The organism is Flammeovirga sp. MY04 (genome assembly GCF_001682195.2).
Classification (GTDB): domain Bacteria; phylum Bacteroidota; class Bacteroidia; order Cytophagales; family Flammeovirgaceae; genus Flammeovirga; species Flammeovirga yaeyamensis.
The window spans coordinates 1,936,048-1,948,849 of sequence record NZ_CP003560.2 but is presented as its reverse complement, the minus strand read 5'-3'; the positions used below and the strand labels follow the sequence as shown (position 1 = coordinate 1,948,849).

The window sequence follows — 12,802 nt, the reverse complement described above, 5'->3', positions numbered from 1 at the left end:
ATATGACATCAAATACTAAAATTGTAAAAGAACCCCTGAATAACCGACAAAGGAAAATTTTCTGGGGTCTTTTTTCTATCATTTTTTTTGTAAACGTGTACAGTAATTTCGTTGATAACTCACTATTGACGATTTTTTCTAAACCGTTATTAATGCCTTTCATCGCCATATATTTCTCGGCAACTTGGAAAGAAACAACAGAAAACTCTATTATTTACAAAGCAATGATGATAGGTTTTTTCTTTGCTTGGATAGGAGATTTATACATGATGTTTAGAAGTGATGAAGAAGTAATGTTATTGGCATTAGGTTGCTTTTTTGTTTGTCATGTGCTGTATATTATCGCTTTCTTTTTTTCAGGAGTGAAAGATAAAATGATGGGTTTCTTATTCTCATTTGTTGTATCAGTAATAGGATTATTTATTGGAGAACATATTGCATCCACACATTCTTTGATGTACGCACCAATATTGTCTTACAGCATCATTATTTCAGTAATGTTTTCGTTTGCAGTGATTCGAATTTTTGTCAGAAAGGATAAGTGGGCTTGGTTTACAGCTGCAGGAGCATTCATATTTATTATTTCAGACATTATGATTGGTATGGACGCCTTTCAAGGATATGAAATATCTCATGCCTATATAATGATTACATATATTGTAGCCCAACTATTAATTAGTAGGGGAATGATGGTAGAAGCGGTATCATAAAAAAAATAGTCATCTAAAATTAATTAGATGACTATTTTTTTATCTCAAGAATAATAGCTCTCGATACTTAGGTAGTGGCCACATCTCGTCGTCAATCATAGTTTCCAACTTATCAACATGCCATCTAAGTTCCTCAAAATATTTCTCTTTGATATCATCGCAATAGGCTAACGCTTTTTCTTCCACGTTTTCCATTGCATTGATGCGTTTTCTTTCCTGAGTCATTTCATGGGCCAATTTCTTTACAGAAACAAGGTGATTACTTACATTTTTGATGGTAATCATTGTCTCTTCAGTTTGGCTCTCCAAACCAATATCTTTTAAACCTTTTACATTTTCAATCAACATATTTTGATATCGAATAGCAGTAGGAGCGATATGGTTTAATGCTAGGTCAGCCATTACGCGTGACTCAATTTGCATTTTCATGATATAATTCGAAAGTCTGATTTCATGTCTAGCATCCAATTCTGCTTGAGACATGATACGCATTCTCTTGAATAAACGAGCCGTAGAAGTTTCTTTTAAAACAGAAAGGGCTCTAGGAGTGTCTTTGTTATTAGATAATTTACGTTTTTTCGCTTCTTTTACCCATTCATCACCATAGCCGTTTCCTTCGAAAATGACTTTTTTCACGGATGGGATATAAGAACGAAGGATATCAATGATAGCCACTTCTTTCTTCTCATCTTGCTCCATCAATTTGTCTACTTCTCTTTTGAAAAGGTCCAATTGATTCGCCACAGCAGTATTTAGAACTGTCATTGGACGAGCATTATTAGCATTCGAACCTACAGCTCTGAATTCAAATTTATTTCCTGTGAAAGCAAAAGGTGAAGTTCTGTTTCTATCAGTATTATCTAAAAGAATTGGAGGGATTTTACTAATTCCCAATTTCATGTAGATATTGTCTCCTTTTTTTACTTTGATATCTCCATTGTGTTCCAATTCTGTTAGGATATCAAATAGTTGAGTACCAATAAATGCTGATATGATAGCAGGAGGAGCTTCATTTGCACCCAAACGGTAATCGTTACTTGCTGAGGCAATAGAAGCTCTCAACAGATCAGAATAATCATAAACAGCCTTTAAGATATTGATAAAGAAAGTAATGAATATCAAATTCTCTTTCGCTTTAGTAGAGGGCTGAAGAAGATTTTTTCCTTTATCAGTAATCAAAGACCAGTTGTTATGTTTACCGCTACCATTCATTCCTTGGAATGGCTTTTCGTGAAACAACACTCTAAAATTATGTCTTGATGAAACCTTTTTCATTAGGTCCATCAATAATACATTATGATCGTTGGCTACGTTGACTTCTTCAAAAATAGGAGCAACTTCAAACTGACTTGGAGCTACCTCATTGTGACGAGTTTTAATAGGAATTCCTAGTTTATAGGCTTCAATTTCCAATTCCTGAAGGAAACGAGTGACTCTCGAAGGAATAGAACCAAAATAATGGTCGTCTAATTGTTGGCCTTTAGGAGGAGTTCTACCAAATAGTGTACGGCCAGTTAATAATATATCCGGACGAGCATCGGCAAGAGCCCTATCGATTAAGAAAAATTCTTGCTCGCACCCTAAAGAGGCTTGCACTTTTTCAATACTGCGATCAAAAATCTGACAAACTGAAGTAGCCGCTTTATCAACTCTTTCAAGTGCTTTTAATAAGGGAGCCTTATTGTCTAAAGATTCTCCAGTATAGGATACAAAAACTGTCGGGATGCATAAAGTTTTTCCATCTCCGCTTTCGATTATGAATGCAGGGGAAGTAGGGTCCCAAGCAGTATATCCTCTTGCTTCAAAAGTTTGTCTTAATCCACCACTTGGGAAAGAAGAAGCGTCCGGTTCTTGACGCACCAAAGCGCTTCCTTTAAATCTTTCGATAGCATGACCATCTTTGTGTAATTCAAAGAAGGCGTCATGTTTCTCTGCAGTTGAGCCAGTTAGTGGTTGAAACCAGTGAGTATAGTGAGTTACCCCTTTAGATAGTGCCCAGGCCTTCAAAGAGGTGGCCACAGCATCGGCAACGTTCTCATCTATTTGCTCACTTTTATGTATAGCATTTTGTAATTTATTATATATATCCGATGAAAGTTGTTCTTGCATTACGGCCATACTAAAAGTATTCTCGCCATAATAGTCAGAAACTTTATCACTTGGAGGAGTAATTTTTACAGGTTTTCTTTCTTCAACCAAGCGTAATGCATCAAATCGTTGTCTAGCCATTCTGTAGATGCTTAAGTTATTTATTACGTTATTTTTTTGAGAGATAAAAATACACTTTATTTCTATCCTAATAAAATATTTTTCATAGAAGTGATTATTAGATAGTAATAAAAATAACATAGAATGCTTTATTATAAATATTATAATAAATCGCCTTATAAAAGTAGACTTGGTATGTAATTTGATTAAATCACAGTTATACTCAATAATTTGATTAAACCCGCGTTGTTTAAGAAATGAATTATTGTTGTTTGTTTTTACAGAAAAGGGTAGCATACAACATGCTAAATAGCACTTCTATGAAGATTTTTTTACTAGGTTTTATATTTCTTCTTACTTTAAATAGTGTGTTTTCACAAACAGTATCTGGTTCAATCTATGTTGAAGGAGATAAAATAGTGACAAACCATCCTGAAGGAAAAGTTTATCTAAGAATTAAAGCATCGGCTTCAGTTACACACATGAAAATCTCTCGTGATGAGAGTTTTAGAGGAGTTGTGTGGGAGAGGGTGAATTGGGAAAAACCTGATTTCCCAATAATAAGAAGAGGAGAAGGCGATGGTCTTAAAACCATCTATGCAGTATTTAAAAATGAAGATACTGGAGACGTTTCTGAAGTTGCCTCTTTAATGGTTGAGTTGGATAGAACTCCACCTCAAAATCCAGAAATTCTAATCAATGGAGGTCTTCCATACACGAATAATAAATCTCGAATGGTGACTCTATTCTTGGCTGCTGATGAGGCAGAGAAGATGAGAGTATCTAATAGACCCGATTTTCATGGTATAGATTGGAGACCTTACACTCAAAGGATTGATAAATACAAATTATTGGGTCTTGATGGTGAAAAAGAAATTTTTGCTCAGTTTAAGGATGCTGCAGGAAACTCTACGGAAATTGTAAGTGCCAAAATCACTATAGATATTACACCTCCGGTAAACTGTAAAATGAAAATTAATGAGGGGCAGAAGTATATCAAAGACTCTGTCGTAACATTAAATTTTTATGCAGAAGGAGCCTCACATATACAGATTAGAGGTGGAGATGGATGGATCGATTATGCTGAACAAGTAAAATGGACCTTGCCTCCAGGTGAAGGTGAAAAAGTAGTTTATGCTCGTTTTAGAGATGAAGTTGGTAACTACTCTAAAATAGTGTCAGGTCGTGTGATTGTGGATACAACTCCTCCTGATTTAGGTCGTGTAATTATTGATGATGGTAGAAAATTCATCGATAGCCATGCCCAACATAAACTTCAATTAATAGTAAGAGGTGCGACTCACATGAAGATTTCTAATAATGAGTCTTTAAGTGATGCACAATGGATTCCTTATTCTCCAGTGGTTCCTGTTTGGAACTTCCCAATCGGAGATGGTAAGAAAACGGTCTATGTGAAGTTTAAAGATCAATCAGATAACGAATCTGAAGTGTATAGTTCTTCTGTAATGTTGGACGCTACTCCTCCACAAAATCCTAAAATTGATATTGTAGCGGAAGGTATCGTTCAAGATACAGCCAATAATGTGAAGCTATTGAAAGATGATAAGCAAATTGTAGATCTAAAAATCAAAGCAGATGATGCTCGTTTTATGATGATTGCGAATCAGAAAAGTTTCTACGGTGCACGTTGGATGGTTTATAAAGAAAAAGTGAAAGATTGGAAACTTCAAGCGGGAGCAGATGGTTTAAGAAGTGTCTTTGTGAAATTTATGGATAGAGCAAAGAATGTTTCAGAACCAGCTTTTGATAGAGTTTTAATTGATACTGAACCTCCTGTTGGTGGTAAAATCACGATTAATAATAACGCAGAATATAGTATTGATAAAGAGCATAAAGTGCAGCTGAAATTATTCGCAAGAAAAGCTGATTTCATGCAGGTAAGTAATGATCCTACCTTTATGGGTATCGAATGGGAACCTTACAATACTATTAAAAATTGGACTTTAGATGGTGGAGACGGTGTGAAAACTGTTTTCGTAAGATATAGAGATTTAGCAGGTAACGTTTCAGAACCTGTATCTGATAATATCAAATTAGATACTAAACCTCCATTTAACTGTTCTATCTTAGTGAAGAATCACAAAGAAGGAGTAGTTAACCATCCTGATGCGATCGCTTTAATTAGAGTAAATGCAGAGGATGCCATTAAAATGCAAATTAGTAACCACCCTAATTTTGAGAAAATTAGATGGACGGGGTACTCAGAATATAATATTCCTTGGAGACTTCCAGGTGAAGACGGTGTGAAAGAAATATATACTCGCTTTATGGATGAAGCCGGTAATATTACTGACACTTACTCAGTGAATGTTACTTTAGATAGGACTCCTCCTGTAAAAGGTAGTGTTGAAATTGCTGAGGCAAAAGACAAGTTAACCAATTTAACTGATGTGAACTTGGTGATTAGTGCAGAAGGTGCTCATCAAATGAAGTTATCTTCTAGATCTGATTTTAAAGACGCGGAGTGGCAGAAATATTCGACCTCTAAGAAATGGAAATTCCCTTCTGGAGATGGACTTAAATTCGTTTATGTGATCTTTAAAGATGAAGTGGGTAACCTTTCAAGACCTGCATACGCTTCGGTTGGTGTAGATACAGATGCTCCTAGAGAAGGAAGTATTTTAGTAGCCAATGGTGAGAAATATTGTACGGATCCTGATGCGGTAGTACGATTGAAGCTAAATGCAAGAGGTGCTACAAAAATGATGATTTCTAACGATAGAGATTTTACAGATGCCAAATGGGAGAAGTTTAAATATTATATCTATAATCATTATCTAGAAGCTGCTGAAGATGGAGAAAAGACCGTTTATGCTAAATTTAAAGATGATGCAGAAAACGTTACTGACGCTGTTTCTTCAAGCATTATTTTGGACAGACAAGAGCCTGTTAATGAGAAATTGATCATTAATAATGGTGAAGAGTATACCAATGAAAAATCAGGTCGAGTTGCATTAGAGATTTATGCTGAGGACGCCAAAGAGATGAAAGTCTCTAATGATAGATACTTCAAGCAAAATATCAAATGGGAGCCATATGCAACATCTAAAGATTGGTTAATTAAACATTCCACTGATGGTCAAAAGTTTGTCTATGTTAAATTCCGTGATGATGCAGGTAATGAATCATTAGTTACAGAAGGAAGAATAATTTTAGATACTACACCTCCAATTCCTCAATATGTGAAAATTAATGGTGGTGCAACTGCAGTAGATTCTCCAACGGTTACTATCCAAACAAAAGCTAGAGATGCTAAATTTATGATGATCTCTAATGATCAAAGTTTTACTGGTGGAGTTTGGAGACCTTACTCAGAAAGTTTCACTTGGAGTTTAAAGGCAGGTGCAGGAATCAAGAGAGTATTTATTAAATTTAAAGACAACTCTCAAAATGTATCTGACTATAAATTTGCAGAGACGACTTTATATGATGTAAATAGATAACTATTAGTTGAAATAAAATCAACAATGAAGAAATAAAAAAGCCACTCGAATTTCGAGTGGCTTTATTTTTTACACGTGAGTAAAAACCGTTAGGCTTTTACAGTTCTATTATGTTTATATGATTTTACCGTTTCGGTAAGTATGTGAAAGGCATTATTTGCCATCGTATTGTGCTTATCTAAAGTTGGATTAACTTCTACCATCTCCCAGCAAACCAATTTCTCACTACTCACTAATGTAGTGTTGATTGTTAAAGCTTCCTCAACAGTTAATCCATGCTCAACAGGTGTTCCTGTTCCTTTTGAGATGCTTGGATCCATGCTGTCTACATCAAATGATACATAGATCATATCGCAGTCCTCTAATCTCTTTAAGGCTTCATGAGCTGTTTCTATTGCTCCTAATTGTCTTACTTCATCAACTGTATAATTCTTAATTCCATATTTATTGATGATGACATTCTCTGGTGTCTCAGTATCTCTAACACCAATAAAGACAATATCTTCTGCAGCTAACTTTGGAGTTGAAGTCCCTACAGATTTAATTCTATCCCAATAATCTAATGTTTCTTGATTTGGAGAGTTAACAGCTTCTTCTTTGTTATCGATATGGGTTGCCATTGCTAAAGGCATACCATGCATATTACCGGAAGGAGTTGTGAAAGGTGAATGGAAATCAGCATGTGCATCGATCCATATTACACCAAGTTTCTTTTCTGGAAAAGCCTTTTTAATTCCAGAAATTGTCCCAGCTGCTGTAGAGTGGTCCCCTGCTAACACAAAAGGAGTATTTTCTTTGGTTAAAACGTTCGAAGTAGCATTGCTTACACGTTCTAACATAGTGTGTACCCCATCAATATGTTTAGCATTAGGATATTGATTATTCTTGAATAAGATATTATTAACGTCATCTATATTTTGTACAGAATAGTCACTAAAAAAAGTAGATTTCTGATCTAATGATGCTACAATAAGGGCGTCAATACCCATACCTGCTCCTCTCGTTCCTGCTGCAATTTCGGAACGAACAGTAAGTAACTTAATGTCCATGATGTGAAAGTTTATGTGAATTTTATGGTATACGCAAATCAACCCTTTAATTGGAATGAAGGGGACTATAAGGCGTAAAAAGGATAGTGGAAAAGTCTAATTATGAGAATGCCAACAACTGGGAAGTGTCAAAGAACTGACCTACCAAAACATACTGGGAATATGTAATTGTTTTTTGTGACATTATAGACTAATTATAATAAATTGATATGCAATTATATCTACTGTTGGGTAAACTTCCAAATTTTAAGCTGAGTTCAATGAAAAAAATATTGAACTCAGCTTGAAAAATGGCTATATGAAGTATAACTATTGAGGAGAAGCTACTACAAAAGCATCTTTAAAACCAAGGCTTCTTACCTTCATTTTAAGACGTTGAGCAGCTTGAGGTGTAGAAACCGTTCCAACAGTATATTTATAAATCTTGGACTTATTTCGAATACTTTCATTCTCATTTACTATTAATCCTGCCTTCAGTAATTTTACAATTGAAGTATTAGTAGTAGGGACTTTTTTATTTGTAGCAAGAATTTGAATACTATATAATCCATTTTTTTGATTCATCTTTTCATGGAAGGTTTTAAAACCTTTGTATATAGCTTCAGAAACTTCTTTTTGTCCGTTATATGAGTTAAGGTAAATTCGTTCATGTGGATTGGATAAAAATCCACATTCAACCAAAACAGAAGGCATAGAAGTGTTTTTTAACACAAATAAATTGTATCCTCTGTCACTTCGGTTCATAATTCCTCTTGATTGTATTAATGTGTTTCTTTCGATACTGTTAAGTATAGAATGAGCCATAGCAATGCTGATCTGATCAGAATTATTGTCTACATGTGCTTTCGCTCCCACGATCCATTTATTTGGATTGGAGTTGTTATGGATACTCAGAAAGTAATCTGCTTTGGCGTGTTCAGCAAATTTTACTCTATCTTCCAGACTCACATAAGTGTCTGAAGTTCTAGTGTAATATACTTGAACATCAGGCATAGAATTCCTGATTAACATTCCTATTCGCTTAGCAATGATAAGATTTAAATCTTTTTCGTGTTTGTGAACTTTACTACCTCTCGGTTTACCTGGATCTTTACCTCCATGCCCGGGATCTATTACTATTACAAATTTTCTATGTTGGGCAAGAGTTGGTAATTGTGTTAGTGATAAGGTAAACAGTAAAAGTAAAGTAGTAAGCTTTTGCTTATATAAAGATAGCATTATCTTTTCGTAATTAAAGATTGTTTTGTTGTACTAAATCGTTTAAAAAATTATTCACACTTTCATCGACAACATCAAAACAGTTTTCGAAACCCTGCATTCCACCATAATAGGGATCTTCCACATCTTTATTTGATTGATGATTGTCGTAAGTTCTCAATTTAAACACTTTGCTTCTGTCACTTTCTGATCTCGTCATTCGAATCACATTTTGATAATTACTATCGTCCATTACTACAATATAATCAAAATGATCGAAATCTTCTACAGTAAATTGTCTAGCAATACTCAAGAGTTCGACTCCATGCTTTTTTGCAGTCTGTCTCATTCTTTCGTCAGCTCTACTACCTGCATGTCCTGCATAAGTGCCTGCAGAATCAATATGAAAATGATCTGTAAGGCCTCTTTCTTTGAGGTGGTGTAACATTAATCCATCAGCTAAAGGGGAACGACAGATGTTACCAAGGCAAACAAATATGATATTGATTTTATTAGGCATCTTAGAAGCTTGTTAAGGGATTGTAAGCTTAAAAAGTTGAAAATTTAATTTATATTTTAAGACTTACAATTTATGTTGTTTATTTTAAAAAACAATTACTTGTGTGATAATTTTTCAAGATTTATAACATGTTTTTTTCTCTAACATTATGTAAGCCATTTTGAAATACTAATTCCAATATAGGAAATCAAAATCTATAGTTTTTTTACATAAAATCTATGAAATTATACTCTAAATTATTTAATTCTTATATTCATATCGTCATTGACAATTCTAATTTTATTACGAAATGTGAATTGAATTTTTTAATAACTGCACTATAAAATACATCTTCATATATCAATTATTTATGAAAAAGATTTTTAAAACTGTGATATATATTCTACTCGTCTTAATTATTGGAGCATTAGCGTTTTTTTTCTGGGCAAAATCACCTAATCTAGATTCCTCAGAATATGCTAAAATCACAAAGTTTAATGGAAATGAATCGTCTAAAGCTGTAGAAGATTCCGTACTTTCAGTGATTACCTACAATATTGGATATCTGTCTGGTATGACAAATAATACCTCGGTACGTCCAACCGAAGAGTTTTATACGAATAATTTAAAGTCAATTATCTCAGGTTTGAAGAAACATCCAGTTGATGTGTTGGCCATTCAAGAAATCGATTTTGGAGGGAAACGATCATACTACGTGAATCAATTTGAAGAAATGGGTGAGCAATTGGGTTATTTCAATGGATGTCGTTCGATCAATTGGGATAAGAAATATGTGCCATTTCCATATTTTCCGCCTTCAGTTCACTTTGGTAAAATGCTTAGTGGTCAGGCAATGATGACAAATTTTGAAATTACAGATTACGAAAGAGTAGTCTTGTCAAGAGTTCAGAGTCACCCTTACTATTATGCTGCAATGTATTTAGATCGTTTAGTAGAGCGTGTGAAAATAAAAGTAGGTGATCAAGAAGTGATGGTTTTTAATGCGCACACTGAGGCATTTGATCAAGATACGAGAACAAAACAAATGTTCTTTTTAAAAGATTGGTTTTTGAAAACTGCTGAAACAATGCCTGTAATTTTATTGGGTGATTTTAATTCTGATCCATCTTATGAAAACGCAGCTATTTTAGAAATGTATAATGATGAGCGTATTGGAGCGATGTGTTCCAAAGAAAATTTACTTGGCGAGAAAACACTAACTTATCCTACAGATAAGCCAATAGAACAGCTCGATTTTGTCTTTTACTCTTCAAAACACTTTGAATTATTAGACTGGAAAGTTCTATATGATTTAGGAGAAGTTTCTGATCATTTCCCTGTTTTAGCGAACCTAAAATTGAAGAAATCGGATGAGTAAAATCCAATAATTGTAAAAATATTGATATTTCATTCTATCAGAATAAATAAATATGAAAAAGCATTCTTTTGAGAATGCTTTTTTATTAGTTTTGCTAATCTATGAAGTACGCTGTAATTGATCTTGAAACTACAGGAGGTTCCGTCGCCCAAGGAGGGAAGATTATCGAAATCGCCATAATTGTCTTAGAAAATGGTGTTGAAATTGACCGTTTTGAGTCTTTTGTAAATCCAGAGATGAATATTCCTCCATTTATTCAACAATTGACAGGAATTAAAAATGCCACTGTAAAGGATGCTCCCAAGTTTTTTGAAATCGCCAAAAAAGTTGTGGAGGTAACTGAAAATTGTACCTTCGTGGCACATAACGCAGAGTTTGATTACAATTTTGTAAAAGATGAGTTTAAGTTGTTGGGTTACAAATATCTAAGAAACTCATTATGCACCGTAGAAACATCCCGAATTTTATTGCCTGGTAAAAAATCATATAGTTTGGGTAAATTATGTGATGAAATCGGCATTCCTCATAATAAACGTCATCGTGCTATTGGTGATACTGAAGCAACTGCTAAACTTTTTCAATTACTCCTAGAACAAGAAAATGCAGAACAGGTTATTGAAGAAATGACTGTTTATGATGTATATAGTTCTAAAAAGCATTATATGATTAAAAAAGAGGTCATAGATGCTTTAACTGATGAGACTGGCGTTTATTATCTCTATAATGAGGAAGAGGAACTGATTTATATCGGTAAATCAAAGAATATCAGAAAAAGGATATTGCAACATTTATCGAATAAGTCTACTCCTAGAGCCATAAGAATGGCGGAAATGGTTCGTGATGTAAAAACAACAATTACAGGTAGCGAACTAATAGCACTTCTTTTGGAATCTGACGAAATTAAAAAACATCAACCTAGATTTAATAGAGCACAAAGAAGAACAAAACAGTTCTTTGGTATCTATAAATATATTGATGATAATAATTATATCAACTTTAGAATTGCACCACTTTCAGAAGGTGATTATCCTGTAACTACTACTTTTTCGAGAAAAGAAGCTGAAAGGATATTAGATAGGATGATAGAGAAAAACAATCTATGTCAAAAGCTTTGTGGTATCGATCATAGCCAAAATTCTTGTTTTAGATATCAATTGAAAAATTGTAAAGGGGCCTGTTGTGGTGAAGAAACTGCAGAGTCATACAATGTCAGAGCGAATGAAGCAGCTATGAGGTTTAGTTATGGTGCTCCAAATGTTTTCTTGATTGATAAAGGTAGAGAAGATAACGAGAGAGGTGTCATTCAGATTGAAAATGGTATATATAAGGGTTTTGGTTATGTAAAGAAAAGCAATAACTATAATCCAGATAAGTTGAAAAAAGTAATCACTAAATATAAAGACAATGCCGATGTGAATAAAATTATTCGAGGCATGTTGAGAAAGAAAAAAGGAATTGAGAGAAAAGTTTTTTATTAATTTCATTTTTTTACTTCTCCTTATTTTAAATGTAACTGCTCAAGAAAGGGGAGGTGTACTGCGATTTGCGAATCAGAATATCGATTTAGAAACAGTTCATGCTGAAAATGAATATCATATTACTATCCCCGTAGTAAATATTGGTAACTCTAGTGTCAACGTTCTTAAAATCGATACAGATTGTGGGTGTTCTAATGCTTCTATCAATAATGAAACAATAGCTATAGGCGATACTGCCTTTTTTACAATCAACTTTACTCCTGTAGAAGGTGAAACGCCTTTTTATAGAAATATTGTGATACAAACGGATGCTAAAATATCGCAATACACCGTTGTATTACAAGGGGTACTAAGTCCGTTCTCGAAAGAGAAAAATCTAAACGAAATTATCGTTCCATGGAAAAGTTACCATAAGTCATATCCAATTTTTTCGAATTATATTTTTCAAGTAAGATCAAAAAAAGGAGATGAGATCAATCTGCCCATTTACCTGACAAATGTTGGTGAGAAAACTTTACATGTCGAAGAGATATCAAGTAGTACTTTAGATGTGGAAGAAGTAAAATTACCAAGATCTGTGCTAAAAGGAGAAGTCCTGTTTTTCCCAATAACAGCTAAAGTGAAAGACGAAAATCAATACCGTCATTATCTTAAAGTGAAGACTGACGAAAGATCTATTTTGATCCGTATTCACACATCATTTATAGAATAGAATGAGTTGATATTCTTGATTCTAAAAATATATTAAGAGCATTTAGGGATTTGCCGTTGTTATCAAAAACATTTTAAGTTAAATTCACAACTTGATTTTTTATATTG

At 33.9% G+C, this 12,802-nt stretch carries 9 protein-coding genes; 5 read left to right on the top strand and 4 right to left on the bottom strand.

The features are described 5' to 3' along the window. Window positions 1–2 precede the first annotated feature (2 nt). Window positions 3–710, top strand: coding sequence for a lysoplasmalogenase (locus tag MY04_RS07855; RefSeq protein WP_066208373.1), 708 nt, complete (start codon window positions 3–5; stop codon window positions 708–710). A 39-nt stretch (window positions 711–749) separates the two neighbouring features. Here the strand turns inward: MY04_RS07855 and MY04_RS07850 are convergent, their stop codons facing one another. Further along, on the bottom strand, window positions 750–2,939 hold the full coding sequence (locus tag MY04_RS07850) for a glutamine synthetase III family protein (RefSeq protein WP_066208371.1): 2,190 nt from the start codon (window positions 2,937–2,939) through the stop codon (window positions 750–752). Between the two features lie 299 nt (window positions 2,940–3,238). On the opposite strand from MY04_RS07850, the gene MY04_RS07845 reads away from it, so the two are divergent. After that, window positions 3,239–6,382, top strand: coding sequence for a hypothetical protein (locus MY04_RS07845; RefSeq protein ID WP_066208369.1), 3,144 nt, complete (start codon window positions 3,239–3,241; stop codon window positions 6,380–6,382). 89 nt (window positions 6,383–6,471) lie between these two features. Here MY04_RS07845 and rocF read toward each other — a convergent pair whose 3' ends face one another. From rocF to MY04_RS07830, 3 genes are all read right to left on the bottom strand, one after another. After that, window positions 6,472–7,431, bottom strand: a complete 960-nt coding sequence (rocF, locus tag MY04_RS07840; RefSeq protein WP_066208367.1) for an arginase — start codon at window positions 7,429–7,431, stop codon at window positions 6,472–6,474. Between the two features lie 309 nt (window positions 7,432–7,740). Further along, window positions 7,741–8,649, bottom strand: a complete 909-nt coding sequence (locus MY04_RS07835) for an N-acetylmuramoyl-L-alanine amidase (protein WP_066208365.1) — start codon at window positions 8,647–8,649, stop codon at window positions 7,741–7,743. Between the two features lie 13 nt (window positions 8,650–8,662). After that, the gene (locus MY04_RS07830) at window positions 8,663–9,148 is read right to left on the bottom strand and encodes a low molecular weight protein-tyrosine-phosphatase (RefSeq protein WP_066208363.1); all 486 of its coding nucleotides are present in this window, start codon (window positions 9,146–9,148) and stop codon (window positions 8,663–8,665) included. Between the two features lie 349 nt (window positions 9,149–9,497). On the opposite strand from MY04_RS07830, the gene MY04_RS07825 reads away from it, so the two are divergent. The 3 genes from MY04_RS07825 (at window position 9,498) to MY04_RS07815 (ending at window position 12,695) form a co-directional block, all read left to right on the top strand. Continuing rightward, window positions 9,498–10,505, top strand: a complete 1,008-nt coding sequence (locus MY04_RS07825) for an endonuclease/exonuclease/phosphatase family protein (RefSeq protein WP_066208361.1) — start codon at window positions 9,498–9,500, stop codon at window positions 10,503–10,505. Window positions 10,506–10,606: 101 nt separating this feature from the next. Continuing rightward, a complete protein-coding gene (locus MY04_RS07820; RefSeq protein ID WP_066208359.1) occupies window positions 10,607–11,983 on the top strand; it encodes a 3'-5' exonuclease family protein in 1,377 nt (458 codons plus the stop codon). Further along, window positions 11,961–12,695, top strand: a complete 735-nt coding sequence (locus MY04_RS07815) for a DUF1573 domain-containing protein (protein WP_066208357.1) — start codon at window positions 11,961–11,963, stop codon at window positions 12,693–12,695. The genes MY04_RS07820 and MY04_RS07815 overlap by 23 nt, the downstream gene beginning before the upstream one ends. Window positions 12,696–12,802: the final 107 nt, after the last annotated feature.

Bases quoted from the DNA above. Each gene is read 5' to 3' on its own strand.
- MY04_RS07855 (WP_066208373.1), top strand. From the start codon at position 3: ATGACATCAAATACTAAAATTGTAAAAGAACCCCTGAATAACCGACAA.
- MY04_RS07850 (WP_066208371.1), bottom strand. From the start codon at position 2,939: ATGGCTAGACAACGATTTGATGCATTACGCTTGGTTGAAGAAAGAAAA.
- MY04_RS07845 (WP_066208369.1), top strand. From the start codon at position 3,239: ATGAAGATTTTTTTACTAGGTTTTATATTTCTTCTTACTTTAAATAGT.
- rocF (WP_066208367.1), bottom strand. From the start codon at position 7,431: ATGGACATTAAGTTACTTACTGTTCGTTCCGAAATTGCAGCAGGAACG.
- MY04_RS07835 (WP_066208365.1), bottom strand. From the start codon at position 8,649: ATGCTATCTTTATATAAGCAAAAGCTTACTACTTTACTTTTACTGTTT.
- MY04_RS07830 (WP_066208363.1), bottom strand. From the start codon at position 9,148: ATGCCTAATAAAATCAATATCATATTTGTTTGCCTTGGTAACATCTGT.
- MY04_RS07825 (WP_066208361.1), top strand. From the start codon at position 9,498: ATGAAAAAGATTTTTAAAACTGTGATATATATTCTACTCGTCTTAATT.
- MY04_RS07820 (WP_066208359.1), top strand. From the start codon at position 10,607: ATGAAGTACGCTGTAATTGATCTTGAAACTACAGGAGGTTCCGTCGCC.